The following is a 24133-nucleotide window of genomic DNA, read 5'->3' as shown; positions in this document are numbered from 1 at the left end:
AATTCTAAAATCTGTGATCCATATTTTATTCCTGTTCTTCCTTTGCCCGGATCTCTTCGGCTGCAGCGTGGGCACTTGCCCAGGCAATCTGCAGATTGAAGCCGCCGGTCAGTGCATCGAGATCGAGCACTTCTCCTACGAAGTACAGACCTTCTTTTTTCTTTGCCTCCATCGTGCCCGGACGGATCTCTTTCACGGAAACACCACCCTGTGTGATAATTGCTTCACGGAAACCCCGTGTTCCGGTTACTGTAAACGGGAAATGCGTGATCAGCTCTTCAAAGTGCTGACGCTCCGCTTTCGATACGGCATTGACCTGTTTGTACGGGTCGATCCCGCCAAGAGAGAGCATCACCGGAAGCAGTTTCGCCGGGAACAGACTGTTGATCACGTTGCGGAACTGTTTGTTCCGGTTTTCCTCAAATTCACGCAGGATCCGCGCATCCAGCTGTTCTTCCGTGAGTGCCGGCTTCAGGTTCAGATATCCTTTCAACGGCTGCTGTTCCAGTGCTTTTCCGATGTAGGAGCTCGCAGAAAGCCCCAGCGGGCCGGAAATTCCGAAATGTGTAAACAGCATCTCGCCGAATCCATCGAACAGCGTTTTTTTGCCGTTTTTAATCGTCATCGTCACATTTTTCAGGGAGAGTCCCTGCAGCTCACGGATGTACGCTTCCTCTGTTTCCAGCGGCACCAGCGCCGGGCGGAGCGGAGTGACGGCAAGTCCTGCCTCTTCTGCGAAACGGTAGCCGTCTCCATCCGACCCCGTCGTCTGGTACGACATACCGCCGGTTGCGACAACGACATCATTGTAAAAAAGCTCTTTCCCGTTTTCCAGGCGGATTCCTTTCACGCGGTCTCCTTCGAAAAGAAGCTCTTTTACTTTTGTATTCTTATGCACCTGCACATTTTTCCGTTTCAGTTCCGTCTCCAGCGCGCGGATAATATCCGAGGAGTGATCTGACTCCGGGAAGACACGGTTTCCGCGCTCCACTTTTAAGCGGACACCTGCCGCTTCGAAAAACTCCTGCACCTGGGCGCTGTCAAAGCTGTAGGCGGAGCTGTACAGAAATTTCGGGTTTGTCACCACATTCGTGAAGAACTCTTCTGTCGGGCAGTCGTTTGTCACATTGCAGCGGCCCTTTCCTGTGATAAACAGCTTCTTTCCCAGCTTTTCATTTTTTTCATAGAGATGAATCTCTGTCTTTTCGCCGGCGGCAAGCACGGCGGTCATCATTCCGGCGGCACCTCCGCCGATTACTGCTGCTTTTCTCATGCTTTCTCCTTTACCGGCAGAGCTGCCTTTTTTCCGCCCATGGGACGTGCATCGTCCAGCCCGTTGATTTCATCGTTGCTGTAAACCTGGTACTCATCCCACAGTTTTTCCATGCTCTCAAGTGTCTTTTTCACATCCGCCTGGCGTTTCATGCAGAGCGCCACGACAAGCGCATTGATTACACTCAAAGGGGCCACCAGAGAATCAACGATCGATGCCATATCGCTCTTGGCAATCAGCGTACAGGCTGCATAAACATTCATCGGTGAATGCACACTGTCTGTGATCGTAATCACCTTCGCTTTGCGGCTGTTCGCAAATTCCAGTGCCTTCATCGTACGCATCGAATACCGCGGGAAGCTGATGCCGATCACCACATCATCCTCCGTGATGCGGATCATCTGCTCGAAAATCTCGCTGGAACTGTTTGTCTGTACCTGGCGCACATCCGGGAAAATCATATGGAAATAGAACGCCAGAAAGCTCGCAAGCGGCGCGCAGCTCCGAATGCCGACAATGTAAATTGTCTGCGCAGAAAGAATCGTATCCGCAGCGCGCTCAAAGGCGCTCCGGTCCACTTCTTCCAGCGTCATCTTGATTTTTTCAATATCCGACTGCAGGACGGTCTCCAGAATTTCTCCCTGCGGCACGCGGCCATACGTAAACTGCATCCGCTGCACTGAATTCAGACGATTCATCACCATCTCCTCCAGTGCGCGCTGGAACTCCGGATATCCCGCGTAGCCAAGCTGCATCGCAAAGCGAACCGTTGTCGATTCGCTGACGCCGACCTGCTGTCCCAGGCGCGCTGCCGTCATCGATACGGCCTGGTCATAATGTGCCGTAATAAAATCTGCCAGCCTCTTCTGTCCTTTGCTCAACTTTCCGTAATTTTGATTCAGACGAATGAGGAGATTCTCGTTCGCTGCCTTCTGCTCTTCTGAAGAAGACTGTTCTTTTTCTTTTTTCATGTTATTTTCTTCCTGATTTGTTTTTCCGATCTGCAAATGCCGTTCGGCATCCACATTTTTTCTTTTGGGGGCATCCTGATTCTTTTTCGGACACACCTCGATCTTTTGAATTATAACACGAATAAATTACTGACGCAATGGCTGAAAAGCTGAAAAGGAAAGCCGGTGTTCTGCATTCCCTTTTTACGGGGAACACAGAACACCGGCTGATTTTTTTACTCAGATTTTATTTAGACCGGATATGCGCCGTCTTTTTTGTCAGCGGCTGCCGGATCTACTTTTGTCTGCTGCGCTTCACGATATTTGAAGAAGTCTACAGCTACCTGCGGGAACAGAGCGTAGGTTAATACATCCTCATCCTGCTGTTTCCACTGCTCGATCTCTTTCTCCAGTTTCGGAAGCTCCGGCTCAAGCAGGTCTGCGTAGCGGCAGGTGATCGGCTCGGTATCGCCGATGCATTTCTTCTGTACTTCCGGATTGAACGGTTTTACAGTTGCACCGTATTTTCCGGCAAGAACGTCTTTTGTCTCTTTCGTTACCATCTTGTAACGCTCGCCCATCAGGACATTGAATACAGCCTGGGTACCAACGATCTGGGAAGACGGAGTAACCAGCGGGCACTCGCCGAGGTCTTTTCTTACGCGCGGTACTTCTTCGAGTACATCGTAGTATTTGTCCTCTGCGTGCTGCTCTTTTAACTGGCTTGTCAGGTTGGAGAGCATACCGCCCGGTACCTGATACAGAAGAGTCTTGATATTTACGCCAAGGTTCTTCGGATTTAAGAGGCCTGTATCGAGCGCTTCGTCTCTCATCGGACGGAAGTAATCTGCGATCTCAGCCAGTTTGTTCTGATCCAGACCAGTATCGTATGGAGTGCCTTTGAAGGTTTCAACCATAACCTCAGTTGCCGGCTGTGAAGTACCCATAGCGAATGGAGACATTGCGGTATCGATGATATCAACACCAGCCTCTACTGCTTTCAGGTACGTCATGGATGCAACACCGGAAGTATAGTGGGTGTGCAGCTGAATCGGAAGATCGGTTGCTTCTTTCAGCGCGGTTACCAGCTCAGTTGCCTTGTACGGAACGAGCAGGCCTGCCATATCTTTAATACAGATGGAATCTGCACCCATCTCTTCGATTCTCTTTGCCATGGTGGTCCAGTAATCCAGGGTGTAAGCATCTCCTAAAGTATAGGAAAGTGCTACCTGTGCGTGGCCTTTTTCTTTGTTTGCTGCGCTGACAGCGGTCTGCAGGTTGCGCAGATCGTTCATACAGTCAAAAATACGGATGATGTCGATTCCGTTTGCAATGGATTTCTGTACGAAATACTCTACTACGTCGTCTGCGTACGGACGATATCCCAGGATATTCTGTCCACGGAACAGCATCTGCAGTTTTGTATTTTTGAATCCGTCACGGAGTTTTCTCAGTCTCATCCATGGATCTTCATGCAGAAAACGTAAGGAAGCATCGAAAGTTGCACCTCCCCAACACTCTACTGCGTGATATCCGACTTTATCCATTTTATCGATGATCGGAAGCATCTGTTCTGTTGTCATTCTCGTCGCGATCAGGGACTGATGTGCATCACGCAGAACAGTTTCCATAATCTTGACAGGTTTCTTTTCTACTGCCATTTCTATCCTCCTAAATGAAGTGTTTTTCACTTTTGTTTGTCTTAAGAAGTTATACACCAAAGATCGCCATGAAGGTACCGGCCGCTACTGCTGTACCGATAACACCGGCTACGTTCGGTCCCATCGCATGCATCAGCAGGAAGTTCGTCGGATCTGCCTCAGCGCCAACCTTCTGGGATACACGGGCTGCCATCGGAACCGCAGATACACCTGCAGAACCAATCAACGGGTTGATTCTTCCATGTGTTGCCTTGCACAGTATTTTTCCTAACAGGACACCGCCTGCAGTACCAAATACGAATGCGATCAGACCCAGTGCAACGATCTTTAAAGTGCTGACATTTAAGAATGCCTCCGCACTTGTGGATGCACCAACGGAAGTACCAAGAAGGATAACAACGATGTACATCATGGCGTTGGAAGCTGTCTCCTGAAGCTGTTTTACAACGCCGCACTCGCGGAACAGGTTACCAAGCATCAGCATACCTACCAGCGGAGCGGTAGACGGAAGAATCATGCAGACAACGATTGTAATGACAATCGGGAACAGAATCTTCTCAAGTTTGGATACGGAGCGAAGCTGCTCCATTTTGATTTTACGCTCTTTTTCTGTAGTCAGAAGCTTCATGACCGGCGGCTGGATGATCGGCACAAGTGACATATAGGAATATGCTGCTACTGCGATCGGTCCCATCAGGTGCTGCTGTCCGAGCTTGTTCAGAAGGAAGATAGAAGTCGGGCCGTCGGCACCGCCGATGATGGAGATAGCTGCTGCCTCTCTTCCATTGAATCCCATGAAAATAGCGAAAAAGTACGCCAGATAGATACCAAGCTGTGCTGCAGCTCCCATGATGAAGCTGATCGGGTTTGCAATCAGCGGACCGAAGTCTGTCATCGCACCTACACCCATGAAGATCAGGGATGGGAGGATACTCCACTCGTCCAGAGTAAAGAAATAGTAGAACAGACCGCCCGCATGCTCAAGACCCTGTACGTCGGTATAAGGCTCAGCCATGATGTCCGGGTAAATGTTTACAAGCAGCATACCGAATGCGATCGGTACAAGAAGCAACGGCTCAAATTCATGCTTAATCGCAAGATACAAGAAGAAGCAAGCCACTGCGATCATAACGTAATTGCCCCAGTCCAGATTAAAAAACGCCGTCTGGTGAAGCAGGTTGTTTAAAGTTTCAGTAATCATTTTTTCACCTCCGGTTTTTTCTTACAACGGGCATTAGTTCATGGTTGCAAGAACGTCACCGGATTCTACTGCATCGCCTACTGCTACATTGATGGTTGCTACTGTGCCATCCTGCGGTGCTACAACCGGGATTTCCATCTTCATGGCTTCCAGTACAAGAACAGCATCTCCTGCTTTTACAGCGGTGCCTGCTGCTGCTTCGATTTTGCAGATTTTACCAGGTACAGAAGCAGTAACCTCTACGCTGCCTGCTGCGCCTGCCGGAGCTGCTGCTTTCGGTGCTGCCGGTGCTGCTTTTGGTGCCGGAGCTGCTTTTGCTGCGCTGACAACTGGAGCTGCGCCTGCTGTGGTTCCTTCTTCTACAGTTACGTTATATACATTTCCGTTTACGGTAATGGTGTAGTTTTTCATTGAAAATTTCCTCCTTAAGCTCTTTTGCCTTTTCTGCGGATCGGACGTGCAACATAAGCATCTCCGGATGCAGAAGCCATATCTTCTTCATACATGGCGATTGCAGCTGTAATAACAGCCTGCAGCTCCATATCGTCTGCTTCCGGTGCTGTCTCTTCAACAACCGGTGCTGCGACAGCCTTCGGTGCTTCCTGTACAGGTGCTGCCGGTGCTTTTTTCTTCTTCTTGTCTCCCAAAATGTAATCAAACGAAGAAATAACGAAAATCAGGAAAATCAGCATAACAAATACGGTACCGATTCCGATGATGGTGTTCATGCCGGCCTGGCCGATCAGAACGCCCTTTGACTCCTCAACGGTGATGGTGAGGTCGGTCGGAACTGGTGTTCCGGTGCTGATGTTCCAGAATACGCGGACAATACCAGGATTTTTTTCAAATTCACCCGGAATTGTGCAGGTTACAAAATCTCCGTCTACTTCGAGAGTACCGTCTTCCAGGCTTTTTACCTCTCCGAGGTCAGCCTTTGCCTCTTCCCATGCCTCAGCTGCTCTTGCATAGAACTGCTGGTCGGAAGCTTCCATATTGGCAAGATCGTCATCGCTGTAGGTCATCAGGCTCTGTCCTACCCACTGAACACTGGAGGAGAGCAGAGAATCTACCGTAGATGCCTCAACCGGTGAATAAGCCGGTGTAGATGCCGCATCCGCAAAAACAGGAGCTACGGTCACAACCATGGTGCAGGCTGCGGTAAGGACGAGACTTACTAATTTTTTCCAGTTCTTTCTCATCGTATGCCACCTTCCTTAGACTGTTCCGTGTTTTCTGTCCGGTCTGTCTTCTCTCTTGGTATACAGCATCTCGAATGCGCCGATAACATATTTTCTGGTGTCTTCCGGCTCGATGATGGTGTCCACATAGCCTCTTCTGGCTGCGGAAGTTACATTGTTCTGAAGGGTTGCATATTCAGCTGCTTTCTCGTTGATGGTAGCAGCGTCAGATCCTTCGTACATGATCTTTGCTGCAGATTTTGCATCCATCATTCCGATTTCTGCGTTCGGCCATGCAAATACCATGTCTGCTCCGATGGATTTGCTGTTCATGACAACGTATGCGCTTCCGTATGCTTTGCCGACAACAACGTTTACTTTCGGAACGGTTGCGTTTGCGAAAGCTGCGGTCAGGGCTGCTGCGTTCTTAGCCATGGTTCTCTCAGAGCATTTGGTTGCCTTGAATCCGGTTACGTTTGTGATGGTAAGTACCGGGATGCAGAAAGCATCGCAGAAGTTTACGAAATCTGCTGCTTTTTTGGCTCCTCTTGCGCTTAAGGTTCCATCCATTTTCTCTTTTACCGTTCCGTCCTCGCCGTAGATTTCAGAGCGGTTTGCAACTGCTCCTACGGTTGCTCCGTTTAACTGGATAAATGCAGTTACAACATCTTTTCCGTAAGCGGCTTTGGTCTCAAAATAGATGCCGTTGTCGCTGAGCTGAGAAAGAAGGATTCCGGTATCGCCTGCGCAGTTTGCAAGGTCTGCACATGCACGGTTCAGATCATCCTCGCACTCGGTGTATGCTTCGTCCTCGTTGTTTGCCGGAAGCATAGATACCAGGTTTCTGATCTGTCCGAGGATTTCTTCCTCGGTTCCAGCAAAGTCAACAAGACCTGCTTCTTCGCCCTGGAAATCTGCGGATGCGGTATCACATTTGGATACGTGGTTTCCGTCCAGTGCGTTCGGGGAGTTTACGAAAAGTTTTCCGTTTTTAGACTCCATGAACGTGAAGTCTGTCATAGCCGGGATGAGTGCCATACCGCCGCCGCAGGTACCAAATACTGCTGTGATCTGTGGAATCACGCCGGATGCCATTGCCTGCGCCATATAGATTTCGCCGAAACCGTTCAGAGCATCAGTTGCCTCCTGCAGACGCATACCGGCACAGTCTACCAGTCCGATGACCGGAGCACCTGTTTTCTGTGCAAACTCATACAGTCTCGCGATTTTTTTTGCATGCATTTCGCCGATGGTACCGCCCATCACAGACGCATCCTGGCTGTATACGTATACCAGGCTGCCGTTGATCACACCGTAACCAGTAATTACACCATCGGATGGTGTCTCCATGCCGGCCATGTTGAAATCTGTGCTTCTGGCAGTAACCTGTCCGCCGATTTCCACAAAGCTGTTTTCATCCAGCAAAGAGGCGATTCTTGTGCTCGCTAAACTTTGTGCTGTGTTACTCATTCTTCAAACCTCCATCTTTCTATTTTCATTATAAAATTTTAAACAAATTTTATACAAGTCTATCATATCTGTTTTTTCGTTTTTTTTCAATACTTTTTCTCACCTTTTTGACAGAAAATAGACAGAAAAATTTCAGATTTTTCCTATTATAAATGGAAGGTCAAACTTGATTTTTCCCGGCCTTTCCTTTTTCAAAAAGTCCTGTTTTCTTTCCGCATCGTACAAAAAAGCCGCCCGGCGGCGGCTTTTCTTACACGTTTTTCCTTCGGTTTAATATAGTTCAATGTGAACCGGAATTCCATTCTCATACTGCATCGCCGGTTCGCCAAGAATCAGCGGACGAAGATACGCCATCATCTCCTCGGTCACATCATGACCATCTTCTGTAATCCAGGAAAGCGGCACTTTCTTTTCTTTATTTGCCACTTCCGATACCGGAACGGAGGTATACTCCACGCGGTAAGGATCCGCGGAGATTCTTCGGATCGATGCCATCTGTCCTCCCTGTTTTTCCAGTGCACACTGGCAGGCTTTCATGCCGAGCATACGGGACTCCTCAAGATCGGTCGCACTCGCAAGATGAGCCGCGCACCGCTGCATCAGGTTCAGTTCAATCGATCTTACCTTACAGCCGATACGGTCACGCACCAGCTCTTCGAGTACTTTTGCAGAACCTGCAATGTAGCTGTGCCCAAACTGATCCTGTGCATCGCTCTGCACCTGCTCAGAAACATAGCGGCCCTCGCTGTCATGGATGCCCTCGCTGATTGCAACCAGAACACTGTCCTTCTGTTCCAGTTTTTCCTGCACATCCTTTAAAAACTGTTCGGTGTCAAAGACCGGCTCGCAAAGATAGATCAGGCTCGGCCCTTCTCCGCCGTTGACACGGGACAGTGCAGACGCTGCCGTCAGCCATCCTGCGTTTCTTCCCATGACCTCCACGATGGTCACAGCCTTCTTTTCATATACATGGCAGTCTCTCTCCAGCTCTGCAAAGGTTGCTGCCAGATATTTTGCCGCAGATCCAAAGCCCGGGCAGTGATCCGTTTCGACAAGATCATTGTCAATCGTCTTTGGCGCCCCGACAACAAACACATCGTCCACACCGTTTTCTTTGCAGTACTTTGACATCTTGTCTACGGTATCCATCGAATCATTTCCGCCGATATAAATAAAATAACGGATCTCATGTCTGCGAAAAATTTGAAGTATTTCTTCAAAATCCTCCTTGTTTTCTTCCGGATCGCCCAGTTTATAACGACAGGAGCCAAGCGCTGCTGCCGGGGTCTGCATCAGAAGAGAGATTTTTTCTGCTGAATCCAGTTTTTTTCCAAGATCAAGAAATTTTTCTGCAAGCACGCCTTCAATTCCATTTACCGCACCATAAATATGATCTACTTTTCCGGACAGTGCAGCACAGGAAACAACTCCTGCCACCGTTGCATTGATCGCCGCGGTCGGTCCGCCAGACTGCGCTACTAACAGATTTCGCATATGATTTTCCTCCATCTATTCCCACTACTTTCTAAAAGTTTTTCACGAAATCACTTTCGCTTCGTCCTATAGCGTACCATATTTTTTTTCTTCCGTACACCCTGTTTTGCGTTTCCGGGAAAAGCCTGTAGACTTTCACAACGGATTGCAAAGTTTTTCGTTTTTTTCTTGCAGGATTGCCCTTAAAAAGCTATAATAGAGCAATGTCCACGAAAAGGACGCAGAAAAATATACGTTTCATCAACAAAAAAACTGGAGGTTTTTTTCATGCAGACCAAGCAAGATGGCCGTCTCGGCACCGAAAAAATCGGGAAACTGATGCTCGAACTGGCCCTTCCCTCTGTCCTCGCACAGATTGTAAATGTACTATATAACATTGTAGACCGCATTTATATCGGCCGGATTCCTGATGTTGGTTCCCTGGCACTGACCGGTGTCGGCGTCACGTTTCCGATTATCACAATCATCTCCGCCTTTGCCGGATTCGCAAGTGGAGGCGGTGCTCCTCTTGCCGCCATCGCACTCGGACAGAAAAACCGGGACCGCGCAGAAAAAATTCTTGGAAGCTCCACTTCCCTGCTGCTCTTTTTCTCCGTGTGTCTGATGGCGTTTTTCTTTTTCTTTCAGACACCGCTTCTGTACCTCTTTGGTGCAAGCAGCAACACAATCCGATACGCTTCCACGTATATTTCCATTTATCTTGTCGGAACCGTATTTGTCGAGCTGGCTGTCGGATTGAATACTTTTATCAGCTGTCAGGGACACGCACGCACGGCCATGTGCTCCGTTCTCATTGGCGCTGTTATCAACATTGGTCTTGACCCGGTTTTCATCTTCGTTCTTCATATGGGTGTTTCCGGGGCCGCACTTGCTACCATTCTCTCCCAGGCTTTAAGTGCTGCATGGGTTCTTCGGTTTCTTACCTCAAAAAAATCAGGTGTCCGCCTTTCTCTTCGCACCATGAAACCGGATTTTTCCATTTTAGGCTCTGTCATGGCACTCGGCATCTCACCATTTATCATGTCTGCAACGGAAAGTGCCATCACAATCGTCATGAACCACGGGCTACAGACGTACGGCGGCGACCTCTATGTCGGCTCGATGACAATTCTCCAGTCGGTGCTGCAGCTGATTTTCGTACCGGTCAACGGCTTTACGAACGGTGTACAGCCGATCATCAGCTACAACTTTGGTGCAGGCCAGTTTGACCGTGTCCGCCAGACAATCCGGCGCATGATCGCCATTACTTTTACTGCCGCTTTCGTCTACGTTGTATTCGCAATGCTTCGTCCGGCTCTTTTTGCCGGTCTTTTCACGACTGACCCGGAACTGATTGTCATCGTAGAGAAGGTACTTCCGGTTTACATTGCCGGCATGGCAATTTTCGGACTGCAGAGCGGCGTACAGAGTTCCTTCCTCGGTCTTGGCCAGGCGAAGATTTCTCTTTTTATTGCACTGCTTCGAAAAGTCATCCTTCTGATTCCGCTTGCACTCATTCTGCCGCATTTCTTCGGTGTCATGGGCGTTTACTATGCAGAACCGATCGCTGATGTATGTTCTGTTATCACTGCCGTTACGCTGTTTCTCTGCAATATCCGGAAAATTCTTTCAACGGAAACACTTGCAAAAGTAACTCATACCGAAGAGTGACAAAAGAGGCGCTCTGCGACCTTTTCCATGCACCACCCATAATCAATTTTCTCGATCGTTTCGGCTGCATAGACGGGATATTCCGCGAGAAGAATCCCGTCGATCGAATACGTAACTGAACCGACCTTTTCTCCTTTCTTTACCGGGGCTTTCAAAAGCTCCGGTAAAAAAATGTCTTTTTCCGGTATTTCTGTCTCTTTCAGAAGAGCGGGAAGCGAGCGCGCCGGATCAAGCGCCGGGCTTGTAAGGGTAAGGCGGGCGCTGCTTTTTACCTGCAGCATCCCGTCGTAAATACCGTCTGCTACTTCAATCTGCCCTGGGTTCCAGCTATGGTCCAGCACGTCACGATACATATACGATTCCAGCCCGTAGTTTAAAAGCTTTGCGGCATCCGCCCATTTATAGTTTTTATGGCTGGGCCATCCGCACGCAAGCAACGACACAATCAGACGCTTTCCATCCCGCTCCAGCGCACCGGTATAACAGTAACCGGCTTTTGCCGTGAAGCCGGTTTTTCCCGAAACAGCTCCATCCATCTGATCCAGCAGTGCGTTGTGATTATAGCAGTTGAACATGTTTTTCTTTTCCAGATCCCAGAAGGTATAGGACCGCGTCTGCGTCACTGCGAGAAACTGGGCGGCTTTCGGTGAAATCCAGACACAGTATCGCATGATCCGTGCCAGATCAGCTGCTGTCGTGTGGTGATCTCCGCCTGCGTCAGAAGCATCGAGACCGTTCGGCGTCACAAAATGCGTATCTGTACAGCCGATTGCTGCGGCTTTTTCATTCATAAGCGATGCAAATTCCTCTACACTTCCGCCGATGGTCTCTGCAATCATTACCGCCGCGTCGTTATGCGATTCCAGCATCAGGGAATACAGAAGATCGCCAAGCAGAAACTGTTCTCCCTCCCTCACACCGAGATGTACTTTCGGCGCTGCGGCTGCTTTAGCCGATGCAGTTGCGACCGTCTGCTCTTGTCCGTTTTCCAGTGCCAGAATGCATGTCATGATTTTCGTTGTGCTCGCCATTGCCATAGGATCTGTCTCGCGTTTTCCGAACAGCACACGGCCGGTATCGCCATCCATCAGGCATGCCGCCGTTGCAAACAGCTGATTCGGCTCGCTCTCCTGCTCTGTCGCAGTCACGGACACACTTCCCAAAAACAGAAGCAGGATTCCCAGGAAAAAACCTGTCTTGTTTCTTCTTTTTCTGTTCAAAATCAGATCCCCCTTGTGTTTTTTCTCTTTAAAAATGGAAAAGCCGGACGCTCTTTTGGGACCGGCTTTTTGTCTGCTTCTTCTTCATTATATGAGGTTTCCTGCAAAATCATGGTAAAATTTCACAAAGTTATTGACACTGCGATCCATATCATGTATAATTCCCCGTGTTTGTATAGAATTACTAAACTTTTTGTTTATTTTTACTGAGATTTCCTGAGAATCCGTATTCAGCAAAAGGATCCCAGGAAAGACTTTGGATGCAGAAAGGATTTTTTATGGAAATCGGAAAAAAATCAGGGAACTGCGGATGTGGAAAGGGCTGACGCAGGAGGAACTGGCAGATCGGAGCGAGCTGTCAAAGGGATTTATTTCCCAGCTTGAAAACGATGTGACCTCTCCCTCGATCGCCACGCTGGTTGATGTTCTTACCTGCCTTGGAACGGATCTAAAAACGTTTTTCGGCGAAGAGCAGGACAATCAGGTTGTCTTTTGCGAAGAAGATTACTTTGTAAAGACCGCTGAAGCGCAGGGCAACGAGATCGCATGGATCGTTCCGAATGCACAGAAAAACAGGATGGAGCCAATCCGGCTGACGCTGCAAAGCGGCGCGTGCACCGAGATTGATTCACCGCATGAAGGCGAGGAATTCGGCTATGTACTTTCCGGCCGTATTCTCCTTCATCTTGGAGATGAATGCCACAAAGTGAAGAAAGGGGAAAGCTTCTACTATCCCGCTTCCTGTAATCACTATCTGGAAAATCCGGGTAAAACACCGGCCATCATTCTCTGGGTCAGTTCACCGCCTTATTTTTAGATTTTTTACACCGCGTGATTTTCACGAGAAACGGTGTTCCAAATTTCACAACCCGAAAGGAGCATATTACACATGAGTACCAAATTACTTGATCTGGTCAACATCACAAAATCGTACGACGGAGTTACCATTCTGGATGATCTGAATCTTTATATCCGTGAAAACGAATTTCTTACCCTCCTTGGCCCGAGCGGCTGCGGAAAAACAACCACATTACGTATCCTCGGCGGTTTTGAGACACCGGATGCCGGAAAGGTTTTATTTAACGGACAGGATATCACCCAGCTTCCGCCAAACAAACGCCAGCTAAACACGGTGTTCCAGAAATATGCTCTTTTCACGCATATGACAATTGCGGAAAACATTGCTTTCGGGCTGAAAATCAAAGGAAAATCCAAAGCATATATCAATGACAAAATCAAATACGCATTAAAACTTGTTAACCTTGAGGGTTACGAAAACCGCTCCCCGGCGCTTCTCTCCGGCGGCCAGCAGCAGCGAATCGCCATTGCGCGCGCGATTGTCAACGAACCGAAAGTTCTCCTTCTGGATGAGCCGCTCGGCGCACTTGACTTAAAGCTCCGCCAGGACATGCAGTACGAGTTGATCCGTCTGAAAAACGAACTTGGCATCACCTTTGTCTATGTCACCCACGATCAGGAAGAGGCGCTTACCATGTCGGACACGATCGTTGTCATGAACCAGGGTTATATCCAGCAGATCGGCACACCGGAAGACATCTACAATGAGCCGCAGAACGCATTCGTTGCAGACTTCATCGGTGACAGCAACATTCTCGACGGCATCATGATTGAGGACCGTCTCGTCGAGATTCTCGGTGCGAAGTTCGAGTGCGTTGATGTCGGATTCGGCAAAAACAAACCGGTCGACGTTGTGATCCGCCCGGAGGATATTGATCTTGTGAAACCGGAGGAAGGTACCATCCGCGGACGTGTCACCCATCTGATTTTCAAAGGTGTTCACTATGAGATGGAGGTTACGGTGAACGGTTTTGAGCTTCTCGTTCACTCTACCGATCTGTTCCCGGTCGGACAGGAAGTCGGCATCCATGTCGATCCATTTGATATCCAGATCATGAACAAACCGGAATCCGAAGATGAGGAGGCGGCAGCTGTTGAAGAGTAATAAATTAAAGAAATGGCTGGCAGCACCTTATGCCGTCTGGGCTGTTGGTTTCATCATCATCCCGCTGATCCTGATTCTCTACTATGCGTTCACCGGGGAAGAAGGCGGCTTTACCCTTTCGAATTTTGCCTACGTTGCAACGAAGGAAAACATCAAGGCACTTGGCCTGGCTCTGTGGCTCTCACTCCTTAGCACAGTACTCTGTCTTGTCCTTGCCTATCCGCTTGCCATGATTCTGGCAAACCGGAATGTCAACCAGACCAGCTTTATTGTGCTGATCTTCATTCTCCCGATGTGGATGAACTTTCTGCTCCGTACGCTTGCATGGCAGACACTGCTTGAGAAAAACGGCGTCATCAACAGCATTCTCTCGTTTTTCCATCTGCCCGGCATTTCCATCATCAACACACCGGGAGCGATCATTCTCGGTATGGTTTACAACTTCCTGCCGTTTATGGTTCTGCCGATCTACAATGTCCTGATTAAGATCGACCGCGATGTCATCAACGCAGCAAGAGACCTTGGAGCGAACAGTGTACAGACTTTTCTGAAAGTAACGCTGCCGCTCACCACGCCGGGTATCGTAAGCGGTATTACCATGGTATTTATCCCGGCGCTTACAACCTTTGTTATTTCCGACCTGCTCGGCGGAAGCAAGATCCTTCTGATCGGAAACGTCATCGAGCAGGAGTTCAAACAGACCAACAACTGGAATGCCGGAAGCGCACTTTCCACAGTCCTGATGATTTTCATCATCCTGTCTATGGTTCTGATGAACAAATACGATAAAGACGGGGAGGGAACGGCATTTTGAGAAAGAAACTGGAAAAAATTTACATGGCGCTCATCTTTATTCTTCTGTATGCGCCGATTGTCACCCTTGTGGTGCTCTCCTTTAATGCATCAAAAACGCGTGCCAAATGGGGCGGCTTTACGCTGCACTGGTACCGTTCACTGTTTGCCAATACAGAGATCATGAACGCGCTGTATACAACGTTAATCATTGCGCTTCTTGCCTCTGCGATTGCAACCATCCTTGGAACGCTTGCGTGCATCGGCATCAACAGCATGTCAAAAAAAAGCCGGACGCTTTTCATGGGTATTACGAACATCCCGATGCTGAACGGTGAGATCGTTATGGGAATCTCGCTGATGCTGCTCTTTATCATCTGCCGCATTCAGCTTGGATTCGGCACGATTCTGATGGCGCATATCACGTTCAATGTTCCTTATGTTATTTTGAGCGTTATGCCGAAATTAAAGCAGACGAACAAATCAACGTACGAGGCAGCCCTCGACCTTGGCGCTTCCCCTCTGTACGCGTTTTGGAAAGTCATCTTCCCGGACATCATGCCAGGCGTTGTTTCGGGCTTTCTGCTCTCCTTTACGATGTCCCTCGATGATTTCGTTATCACCTACTTCACCAAGGGACCGGGCGTTGATACGCTCTCCACAAAGATTTATGCCGAAGTCCGCAAGGGAATCAAGCCGGAGATGTACTCGCTCTCCACGATTCTTTTTGTTACCGTACTGCTTCTGCTGCTCCTTGTGAATGTGAATCCTTCTCCGAAGGAAGAAAAAGAGGAGGCAAAAGAGCGCGAGGCTATGGCGAAGAAGGGCATCCGTTTCCGCATCACGAAACGTGTGGTCTTCCGCCGGATTCTTCCGATCGCCATGGTGCTTGTCATCGGCGGCGGCGGTATTTACTACGGAAGCCAGAATGCTTCAGCCGGCGGCTCCCAGCAGCTGATTGTGTACAACTGGGGCGAATATATGGATTCTGATGTCATCGATATCTTTGAGGAAGAAACCGGTATCCACGTTGTTTACGAGGAGTATGAGACGAACGAAATCATGTATCCGAAGATCAAATCCGGTGCGATTTCCTACGATCTTGTCTGCCCGTCCGACTATATGATTCAGAAGATGATCCAGAACGATCTGCTGCAGCCGATCAACTTTGACCATATTCCGAACGCTTCCAACATTGGAGATATGTACTACGAGACTTCCGAGCAGTTCGACCCGGGCAATCTCTACTCGATCCCGTACTGCTGGGGAACAGTTGGTATTCTGTACAACAAAAAAATGGTAACCGAGCCGATCGACTCCTGGTCTGTTCTGTGGGATACCAATTACCGCGACAGCATTCTGATGCAGGACAGCGTGCGCGATGCGTTTGCTGTTGCTTTAAAGGATCTGGGATACTCCTTAAACTCCACCAATATCAAGGAGCTGACGGAGGCGAAGGATCTGCTTGTGACACAAAAACCTCTCGTGCAGGCGTACGTTGTGGATCAGGTGCGTGACAAGATGATCGGAAATGAGGCGGCTATCGGCGTTATTTACTCCGGTGAAGCTATCTACACGAAGCGTGAAAACCCGGATCTGGAATACGTTGTTCCAAAAGAAGGCTCTAACGTCTGGATCGATTCCTGGTGCATTCCAAAAGATGCGCAGCATGTCGAGAACGCAGAGAAATTCCTGAATTTCCTCTGCCGGCCGGACATCGCACTGAAAAACTTTGAGTATATTACCTACTCTACGCCGAATGATGCGGCGCGTGAACTGATTGAGGATGACGATATCCGAAACAGTGAAATCGCCTTCCCGGATGAGGAAACGCTTGCACGGTGCGAAACCTTTACGTATCTTGGCGATGATGCCGATGAGGTTTACAACCAGCTGTGGCGTGAAGTAAAATCAAATTAAAGATCTGCTTTCGGACAAAAAAAGATCCCGGTCAGGAATTCTTAGGAAAGATTCCTGCCGGGATTTTTCTATTCTTACTGTTGCTCTCAAAAGTCTGTTTTAATCAAAATTGTGGTCAAAGCGCGGAGAAAGCGTTCCGTTTCCATGGAGCACTTCATCCAGCTTTACAAGCTCCTGCGGCGCCTCTGCAAGCGCTCTTTCGTACAGGTGGACAAGATTCCGTGTGCCCGCTTCGCATTCCTTCTGAGACCTTCCAGGCATCACACGGCCGCCCATCGAATCATAGCAGCCGACCAGTTTCATCGCTCCAAGAAGAAGGCTTCTTACCGCACTGCTGCGGCAGATCGTGATTCTCGTCCAGAGCTTCATGCCCTTCAGGCATTCGACAATTTCTGTTTCCCCGATTTCCGGAAAACAGCGTGGATGACCTTGTTGCCGTCGGTGTGCGGGCAGATCGGCGATGCCGGACGGTATACGAGCGGATCGAGGCCGTCCTCCAGCATGAAGTACTGGTCAAGGCTCGTCTCAATCTTTGCATGGGAAATTCCAGTGTGATCCACAAATTTCCCGATATACGGATGACACGTCGAATCGAGAAGGTAATGGCAGGCAAAGCCTAACAGATACGCTTCCATCGCCTCTGACGGGCTCTGCTGATACTTTTTCACCTCATCCTCGAACAGAACGGAAGCCGTCTGCTCATGCAGAAACGTTCCGTAATCAGACACACGGTTTTTCGAGAACGGACGGTAATAAAAGAAGATATCCGGCCCGTGCAGTCCGATCAGATACAATTTTTTGTTTTCTCGAATGATCTTTTTCAAATTTGCCGGAAGCTGTTCATAGACTTCTCTTCCGAACCTGTCGTGTGCGTACGTAGTAGGCATATCGGTATCTCCCTTCTTTTTTCTCCTGCCGGATCAGACATCCAGCTTGATCTGCATTTCCTCTTCCACTTCTGCGCGGAAGTCCTCCATCTTGACCGGACTGATCTCCGGCAGATTGTCGGTGGAATCAACGCCGAAGTTCCGCAGGAATTCTTCGGTCGTGCCGAACACAATCGGGCGGCCCGGCGCGTCGAGACGGCCAAGCTCCTGCACCAGATTGTACTCCACCAGTTTGTTGACCGCGTGATCGCTCTTGACGCCGCGGATCTTGTCGATCTCCTGCTTCGTGATCGGCTGCTTGTAGGCAATGATCGAGAGGGTCTCCATCATGACGTCGGTCAGAACCGCCTTCTTCGGCTGCATGGCGATGTTGACAAGATAATCATAATATTCCTGTTTCGTGCACATCTGATACGCATTTTCAAGCTCCACGATGTGGATGCCGCGGTCTTTCGTATTATATTTTTCCATCATATGGTTCAGAATCCTGCGGGTCGTCTCCGTGTCATGGCCGATCGCTTTTGCAATCCTTCCCAGCTCCACGGAATCTCCCATCGCAAAAAGGACTGCCTCGATGGCTGCTTCCGCCTCCTCGACCGAAGAGGGGCGTCTTGCCTCACCCAGGGCAGTTTCTTTATTCCTGTTCTGTTCTTCCATCTGTCTTGTCCTCACTGTCTGTCTCGTCTGTATACGGCACAACTACGGTGTCTTCATCCTCCAGGGATTCAATCAGGATATCCCCGAAAAGCTCCTCCTGGCTGATCCGGATTTTGCCGGTTTTCATCAGCTCCAGGATTGCAAGGAAGGTGACAATCACATGCACCTTGCCCGGCTGGGATTCCAAAAGGTCGCGGAAGCTGAAGCGGCGTTTTTTAACAGCAAACTGCTCGACATACGTCATCTTGTCCGGCAGGCTGACCTCTTCTTTTTCGATCTTTCCGAACTTGCTTCGGATCGGGTCGATCTTGTCCTCCTGGCGCTTTAAAATCATTTTATAGATCGTATGGAGCTTCGCGAGAGAAATCTGCGAGAGAAGCTCGGAGGTGTCGACCGGCGTCCTGTACTCCAGCACTTCTCTTGGAAGCGTCGGCTCCTTGTACACGGAACGGCTCGCCTCGTTCATGCGGTCACGCAGCTCGTACGACATGTACTTGTACATTTTGTACTCTAAAAGCTGCTGCACCAGCTCGGCTCTCGGGTCCTCTTCCTCGCCTTCCTCATTCACTTCTTTCGGAAGCAGCATGCGGCATTTGATATCCAGAAGCGTCGCCGCCATGACCATGAACTCGCTCATGATGTCGAGGTCTTCCCGCTCCATCTGATGAATGTATTCCAGATACTGGTCCGTAATCTCTACAATGGGGATATCGTAAATATCTATTTTGTTTTTATCGATCAGGTGAAGAAGAAGGTCCAGCGGTCCTTCAAACACCGGAAGCTTTACTGGTATCGCCATGTGCTCTGTTCTCCCTTACGTTTTCCCGATATCTGTAATAATCAATTCTCTTCTGTTCCAGATGCGGACCGGAATGGTGTGTTCGCCCGTTCCTGCACTGATGATCTGGCAGGTGCCGCCCGTCAGGAACAGCCCGCGGCAGTTTTCGAAAAAGGCGGAAATCCGGCGTCACAAGCCCCCGGTGCGCGCCAAGGCCCACCACGCCGCCGTGATAATGGCCGGAAAGCGTCAGATCGGCTCCATATGATGCATAGGAGCTGCGGTAGGCAGGGTGATGCGCCAGCAGAATGCCGTAGCGCGCCGGATCCGGTTTTCCAAGATGGTCCGTCAGTTCCGAAACCGGCAGCGGTCCGCGGTAAAAGCGGTTGTAATAGGTGCGGTCCATGGCATAGCCGTAGATCCGGACCGGACAGCCGCTGATGGTAAGATCCGCCGTCTCATTTTCCAGATAGCAGATTCCTGCCTTTTTCAGGCGCTCCCGGAGCTTTTCATACAGATCGCCGTACTGTTCCGGATACAGCTTCAGACGGTATTCGTGGTTTCCGCAGCCATAGATTACCTGGTATTCCTCCGCAAGACGTTCCGCGAAACTCAGACCCGGGTCGAGGTTCTCCCCCGGCTTTGCCACAATCTGGTCCCCGCCGATGATGACAAGATCCGGAGCCGCCTCATCGATGACTGCCTTTAACACCGTGTTATCCGGGCCAAACTCCATATTGTGAAGATCACTGATAAACGCCAGACGAAAACCGTTTCCTTCCAGAAATTTTCCATTTGACGAAAGTTTGTAATAGGTCGTTGTAAATTTTCTCATACCGTTCATTATACTTGATTTTTCGGTGTATGACAACCCGTTTTCCCTGCTGTTTATAAGCCCAGTGCCTGTTTTGCCAGCTGATCGGCTTTTTCGTTGTAGGTGACGCCGGTGTGGCCCTTTACTTTGCAGAAACGGATCGCAACTTTGGCCGATGCCAGATCGTAAAAATTCCGGTAATCGATGGTTCCCTGTTTTTTCGCCTGCCATTCTCTCGTACACCAGCTTGCGATTCCCTGGTAATCGTGATAGATGGCCAGCTCCGGAATATCATGTGTCAGGCAGTAAGCCATGGCCAGCTCTGCGCCCTTGATCTCGCCTGCTACATTCCGCATGGAGACGAGATCCGGGTCGCTGTATTCTTCTGCAAGATTCAACTCTTTTCCGTCCAGGAAGAGGACCACACCGCAGGAGAACTTTCCGAGCGCATGCTGATAGCTTCCATCCACGTATGCGACGGCGCTCCTGCCGACACCGGCGTATTCCGGGTCTTCGCATGGTTTTTCCGCCAGAATCAGGTGTTCCCAGTCCCAAGAAGAAGGATCGGGTGCTGCCGTGCTCTGTACTGCCTTTCGTTCCGGGGCAGCGAAATACGTTCCTTTTGTTTCCCGCAGCAATGGTTCCGGCATTTTACCGCCGCCCAGAAAGGCCTCTGCCTCCTCCAGACGCTCAAATCCCTTGTAAATTGCGCCAGGATAACCGTGTACCTGCGCTTTGCACGCATCCCATGTCCGGTAGATGCCCGGAACCTTTCCCTGTTTTACCGCATAGTAATTTTTCTTTGCCATGTTTTTCTCCTTTTCGCGCATGATACTCCGGCTTTATGCCGTCCCAAGAAAATATTGTTTCATCGTACATCCGAACAGTTCCCACATGCCGGCTCTTGCCACGTCTGCTCCATATAAAATCGCAACGGAACCAAGTTCCTCACCGTCTGCTTTGTAAACAACTCTTCCGGCACACTCGCCTTTCTGGATAGGGGCCTGCACCTCTTCCGGCAGTTCCATCGTTTTTTCCACTTCACCAATCACCGTCCCGCCCGTCGTAAGATAGCGGAATTCTTCCGCATATTCCAGTTCTGCCGTATCCTGCTTTCCGTAAACAACCGAAAGTTCCGGCAGGGGATCGCGTTCCCGGTCTATGTAGATGCTGCAGGACGAAAACCCATACTGGAACAGTGACGCTGCATCTGCAAACCGCACCTTGTAGTCCGGTGCTCCCATCACGACTGCCAGCATCGTCAGATCATTTTTCTTCGCCACTGCCGAGACGCAGTACTTCGCCTTCGAGGTGCTTCCTGTTTTCAGTCCCACACAGCCCTCATAGCCGCGGATCAGCTTATTTGTATTGGTGAGGGTGAATGGTTTGCTTCCCTTCTGTGTGACATGCGTAATCTCTTCCATCCAGATAGAGGAATAGTTCAGGATCTGCGGAAAGCGCTCGATCAGCTCCCGAGACATTTTCGCCACATCTGCCGCTGTCGTGTAATGGCCGTCGGAATCCGTGAGGCCGCAGCAGTCCTCAAACTTCGTGTCGTTCATGCCGAGTTCTTTTGCTTTCTGGTTCATCCGGCTGACAAACTCGCTTTCTGTCCCCGCAATATGCTCTGCCATCGCTACAGATGCATCGTTTCCCGAAGCAACGACAATACACTTGATCATCGTCTCAACGGTCTGCTTTTCGCCCTCTTCCAGAAAAACCTGGGACCCGCCCATACTTCTGGCGTGCGCACTCGTCGTCACTTCGTCGGTCAGCTGGAGCGTCCCTTTTTCGAGCTCTTCAAAAATCAGCAGCAGCGTCATGATTTTTGTGATGCTCGCCGGGCTTCGCTGTTCCGACGCATTTTTCTCGTACAGAACAGTTCCGGTCTGTGCCTCCATCAAAAGAACAGACGGCGAAGCCAGCCCAAGGTCCGTTGTCATCTCCGGTGCTGTCTCCTCCGTCTCCTCCGTCTCTTCTGTTTTCTGTTCCGTTGTTTCGTTCTGCTGCTTGTCGGAAGATTCTCCATTCTGCTCTGCCGCAGTCACTTTCAAGGGCGCTGCAAGAAGCGCCAGGATCATCAGCAGGCTCCAGACGATATTTCGTGTTCTTCTCTTCATATTCCCCCGAAACATCTGCTCTTTCTTCCCTACAGGCTATGCAGACGACCGCAGAACTATGCTGTCTGTTCCGTTTACAGCAGCGGTGCCAGAAACTTCAGCGCACCGCGGAGTGCACGGACTGCAAAATTTTTCTTTCGGCAGTAGTCCATATTGATCTGCTCACACTGTTCAAACGTGATCAGCGCATCCTCTTTTACCTGGGCAACCGCACTGCTGCCGTACATCCAGACACCGCACTCAAAATGCAGGTACATGCTCCGGTAATCCATGTTGATCGTTCCGACCGTCGCAACTTCATCATCACAGACAAAGCTCTTGGAATGGATAAAGCCTGGCGTATACTGGTAAATCTGAACGCCGGATTCCAGCAGGATCTCGTAATTGGCCTGCGTCAGAATATAGACAATCTTCTTATCCGGGATGCCCGGCGTTACAATCCGCACATCGACTCCGCGCTTTGCCGCCATGCAGAGAGCGGTCAGCGTCTCGTTGTCCGGAATCAGATACGGGGTAAAAATATAAAGATATTTTTTCGCCTGTGAAATAATGTTCAGATAAACATGCTCGCCTACTGTCTCTCCATCCAGCGGGGAATCGCCGTACGGCTGCACAAAACCGTCTTTTTTAAACGCTTCCTCGTGATAGATTTCCGGCCGGTATGATTCGAAATCGCATTCCATACCGGTGATTGTGCTCCACATCTGCAGAAACATCACCGTAAAACTCCATACCGCCTCACCATGCAGACAGATTCCGGAATCCTTCCAGTGGCCGAACCGCTCCTTGCGGTTAATGTATTCGTCCGCAAGATTAATGCCGCCCGTGAAAGCCGTATGACCGTCGATCACGGCAATTTTCCGGTGGTCACGGTTATTTAAAATGACATTCAGCACCGGTCGGAACTGATTGAACGCCGCACACTTGATGCCCATCTGCTGCAGCGATTTATAATACTGATACGGCAGTGTCGTCACGCAGCCGAAATCATCGTAAATCAGCCGCACATCCACACCGGCGGCCGCTTTTTCCTTCAGAATCTCCAGCACCGTATCCCACAGATACCCCTCGCTGATGATGAAATATTCCATAAAAATGTAGTGTTCTGCCTTTTTGAGTTCCTCAATAAAGTGCTCAAACCATACATCTCCCAGCGGGTAATACTCTGTTTCTGTATTTTCATAAACAGGATAATGCGCATAATTGGTCAGATAGGAAGACTGCCCCGCTGCCAGGATATTTTCTTCCTCGAGCTTTTTACGCGTCTCTTCTTCCTCTCCAAGAACGCCTCCCTGCGAAAGCAGAACTGTATCGTAATGTGTACGGAATTTTCTTGCCACACTGGAATGGCCGAGAATGCCGTACAGGCAGATTCCGGTTACCGGAAGCGCCAGGATACAGACTGCCCACATCAGTTTGTAGCCGGGATTCATTTTCGGATTATTGATAATCGAAAGCACTGCAATCAGGGAAAGAATCGTGACCGCATAGTTGATGTAGACAGATTTTTCATTTAGCTGCATCACAATTCCGGCCAGCCAGCAAAATTCCAGAAGAAGTGCAACACCGATAATGACCATACGGCTGGTAAGCAGCTTCAGAATCTTTTTCACGATACGAAACAGCTTGTTTGCTATTTTGTACAAAATTCTCATTTGTCACCGCCTTGCTGTTTTGTCAAAACCTGCGACTTTAAGTTACAAGTATAAAAATCCCCGGCAAAACAGATCGCCGGGGATTTTTTGCACATTAATTATACTTACGTTTTCTGGCAGCTTCAGATTTCTTTTTACGACGAACACTTGGTTTCTCGTAATGCTCTCTTTTACGAATCTCCTGCTGAATGCCAGCTTTTGCACAGCTACGCTTAAATCTGCGTAAAGCGCTGTCCAACGTTTCGTTTTCTTTAACGATTACATTTGACATAGTCTCACACCTAACCTCCCTCCAGTTGTAGATTGTGCATAATACAACTGTATGGGTATTTTTTGCACTGTTCTTATTATACCAGAAAAATCTCGTACGTCAACAAGTTTTTTCATTTTTTTGCAAAATTTTTCCCTGCCGCCTGCCTGGCTCCTTTTTCTGCCCTGCAGGCGGCAGGA

General features: G+C 49.5%; 23 protein-coding genes. 5 read left to right on the top strand and 18 right to left on the bottom strand.

Annotation, left to right across the window (positions count from 1 at the left end; all coding sequences use genetic code 11):
• Positions 1 to 25: 25 nt before the first annotated feature.
• The 8 genes from DW965_RS06650 to DW965_RS06615 all read right to left on the bottom strand — a co-directional run bounded on the left by DW965_RS06650 (position 26) and on the right by DW965_RS06615 (position 9227).
• Entirely contained in the window at positions 26 to 1273 is a 1248-nt protein-coding gene (locus DW965_RS06650) for an NAD(P)/FAD-dependent oxidoreductase (RefSeq protein ID WP_118594753.1), read from the bottom strand.
• Positions 1270 to 2244 carry a MurR/RpiR family transcriptional regulator gene (locus tag DW965_RS06645; protein ID WP_118594791.1) on the bottom strand — a complete coding sequence of 325 codons (975 nt, stop codon included), beginning with the start codon at positions 2242 to 2244 and terminating at the stop codon, positions 1270 to 1272. Before DW965_RS06645 ends, DW965_RS06650 begins: the two co-directional genes overlap by 4 nt.
• 230 nt (positions 2245 to 2474) lie before the next feature.
• Entirely contained in the window at positions 2475 to 3884 is a 1410-nt protein-coding gene (locus tag DW965_RS06640; protein WP_022462334.1) for an oxaloacetate decarboxylase subunit alpha, read from the bottom strand.
• A gap of 49 nt (positions 3885 to 3933) precedes the next feature.
• Positions 3934 to 5085 (bottom strand): sodium ion-translocating decarboxylase subunit beta, encoded by a 1152-nt coding sequence (locus DW965_RS06635; RefSeq protein WP_055226382.1) that lies wholly within the window; start codon positions 5083 to 5085, stop codon positions 3934 to 3936.
• Positions 5086 to 5118: 33 nt separating this feature from the next.
• Positions 5119 to 5496, bottom strand: a complete 378-nt coding sequence (locus DW965_RS06630; RefSeq protein WP_117509004.1) for a biotin/lipoyl-containing protein — start codon at positions 5494 to 5496, stop codon at positions 5119 to 5121.
• Positions 5497 to 5510: 14 nt separating this feature from the next.
• Positions 5511 to 6284: an OadG family protein gene (locus DW965_RS06625; RefSeq protein ID WP_118659149.1), complete on the bottom strand. Its 774-nt coding sequence runs from the start codon at positions 6282 to 6284 to the stop codon at positions 5511 to 5513.
• Positions 6285 to 6299: 15 nt separating this feature from the next.
• A complete protein-coding gene (locus tag DW965_RS06620) occupies positions 6300 to 7733 on the bottom strand; it encodes an acyl-CoA carboxylase subunit beta (RefSeq protein WP_022462330.1) in 1434 nt (477 codons plus the stop codon).
• 270 nt (positions 7734 to 8003) lie between these two features.
• Complete coding sequence (locus tag DW965_RS06615; protein ID WP_119198172.1) at positions 8004 to 9227, bottom strand: 6-phosphofructokinase; 1224 nt, start codon at positions 9225 to 9227, stop codon at positions 8004 to 8006.
• A 267-nt stretch (positions 9228 to 9494) separates the two neighbouring features.
• Here DW965_RS06615 and DW965_RS06610 point away from each other — a divergent pair, with 267 nt between their 5' ends.
• A complete protein-coding gene (locus DW965_RS06610; RefSeq protein ID WP_055226390.1) occupies positions 9495 to 10877 on the top strand; it encodes an MATE family efflux transporter in 1383 nt (460 codons plus the stop codon).
• Here DW965_RS06610 and DW965_RS06605 read toward each other — a convergent pair.
• A complete protein-coding gene (locus DW965_RS06605; RefSeq protein ID WP_243036468.1) occupies positions 10862 to 12097 on the bottom strand; it encodes a D-alanyl-D-alanine carboxypeptidase family protein in 1236 nt (411 codons plus the stop codon). The two genes, DW965_RS06610 and DW965_RS06605, sit on opposite strands and share 16 nt — an antisense overlap.
• Before the next feature lie 310 nt (positions 12098 to 12407).
• Here DW965_RS06605 and DW965_RS06600 point away from each other — a divergent pair, with 310 nt between their 5' ends.
• The 4 genes from DW965_RS06600 (at position 12408) to DW965_RS06585 (ending at position 16772) form a co-directional block, all read left to right on the top strand.
• On the top strand, positions 12408 to 12914 hold the full coding sequence (locus tag DW965_RS06600) for an XRE family transcriptional regulator (protein ID WP_243036466.1): 507 nt from the start codon (positions 12408 to 12410) through the stop codon (positions 12912 to 12914).
• A gap of 72 nt (positions 12915 to 12986) precedes the next feature.
• Positions 12987 to 14060, top strand: coding sequence for an ABC transporter ATP-binding protein (locus DW965_RS06595; RefSeq protein ID WP_118666264.1), 1074 nt, complete (start codon positions 12987 to 12989; stop codon positions 14058 to 14060).
• Positions 14032 to 14874 (top strand): ABC transporter permease, encoded by an 843-nt coding sequence (locus tag DW965_RS06590; protein ID WP_118666265.1) that lies wholly within the window; start codon positions 14032 to 14034, stop codon positions 14872 to 14874. The genes DW965_RS06595 and DW965_RS06590 overlap by 29 nt, the downstream gene beginning before the upstream one ends.
• Before the next feature lie 23 nt (positions 14875 to 14897).
• The gene (locus DW965_RS06585; protein ID WP_416388066.1) at positions 14898 to 16772 is read left to right on the top strand and encodes an extracellular solute-binding protein; all 1875 of its coding nucleotides are present in this window, start codon (positions 14898 to 14900) and stop codon (positions 16770 to 16772) included.
• Between the two features lie 99 nt (positions 16773 to 16871).
• Here the strand turns inward: DW965_RS06585 and DW965_RS06580 are convergent, their stop codons facing one another.
• The 9 genes from DW965_RS06580 to rpsU form a co-directional block, all read right to left on the bottom strand.
• A complete protein-coding gene (locus DW965_RS06580) occupies positions 16872 to 17141 on the bottom strand; it encodes a hypothetical protein (RefSeq protein WP_119198171.1) in 270 nt (89 codons plus the stop codon).
• 5 nt (positions 17142 to 17146) lie between these two features.
• Positions 17147 to 17659, bottom strand: coding sequence for a zinc dependent phospholipase C family protein (locus DW965_RS06575; protein ID WP_119198170.1), 513 nt, complete (start codon positions 17657 to 17659; stop codon positions 17147 to 17149).
• 33 nt (positions 17660 to 17692) lie between these two features.
• Positions 17693 to 18316 carry an SMC-Scp complex subunit ScpB gene (scpB, locus tag DW965_RS06570; RefSeq protein ID WP_119198169.1) on the bottom strand — a complete coding sequence of 208 codons (624 nt, stop codon included), beginning with the start codon at positions 18314 to 18316 and terminating at the stop codon, positions 17693 to 17695.
• The gene (locus DW965_RS06565) at positions 18294 to 19115 is read right to left on the bottom strand and encodes a segregation and condensation protein A (RefSeq protein WP_022462320.1); all 822 of its coding nucleotides are present in this window, start codon (positions 19113 to 19115) and stop codon (positions 18294 to 18296) included. The genes scpB and DW965_RS06565 overlap by 23 nt, the downstream gene beginning before the upstream one ends.
• Complete coding sequence (locus tag DW965_RS06560; protein ID WP_158582813.1) at positions 19084 to 19929, bottom strand: metallophosphoesterase; 846 nt, start codon at positions 19927 to 19929, stop codon at positions 19084 to 19086. Before DW965_RS06560 ends, DW965_RS06565 begins: the two co-directional genes overlap by 32 nt.
• Positions 19930 to 19982: 53 nt before the next feature.
• On the bottom strand, positions 19983 to 20717 hold the full coding sequence (locus DW965_RS06555; RefSeq protein ID WP_022462318.1) for a ribonuclease H1 domain-containing protein: 735 nt from the start codon (positions 20715 to 20717) through the stop codon (positions 19983 to 19985).
• A 33-nt stretch (positions 20718 to 20750) separates the two neighbouring features.
• Positions 20751 to 22028, bottom strand: a complete 1278-nt coding sequence (locus DW965_RS06550; RefSeq protein WP_243004526.1) for a D-alanyl-D-alanine carboxypeptidase family protein — start codon at positions 22026 to 22028, stop codon at positions 20751 to 20753.
• A gap of 74 nt (positions 22029 to 22102) precedes the next feature.
• Positions 22103 to 23683 (bottom strand): cardiolipin synthase, encoded by a 1581-nt coding sequence (cls, locus tag DW965_RS06545; RefSeq protein WP_117760330.1) that lies wholly within the window; start codon positions 23681 to 23683, stop codon positions 22103 to 22105.
• 94 nt (positions 23684 to 23777) lie between these two features.
• Positions 23778 to 23954 carry a 30S ribosomal protein S21 gene (gene rpsU / locus DW965_RS06540; RefSeq protein WP_004222305.1) on the bottom strand — a complete coding sequence of 59 codons (177 nt, stop codon included), beginning with the start codon at positions 23952 to 23954 and terminating at the stop codon, positions 23778 to 23780.
• Positions 23955 to 24133: the final 179 nt, after the last annotated feature.

Origin of the sequence: Blautia sp. AM47-4 (assembly GCF_003479865.1) — a bacterium.
In the GTDB taxonomy this organism is placed as follows: domain Bacteria; phylum Bacillota; class Clostridia; order Lachnospirales; family Lachnospiraceae; genus Fusicatenibacter; species Fusicatenibacter saccharivorans.
This window is presented reverse-complemented; position numbering and strand designations above follow the sequence as displayed.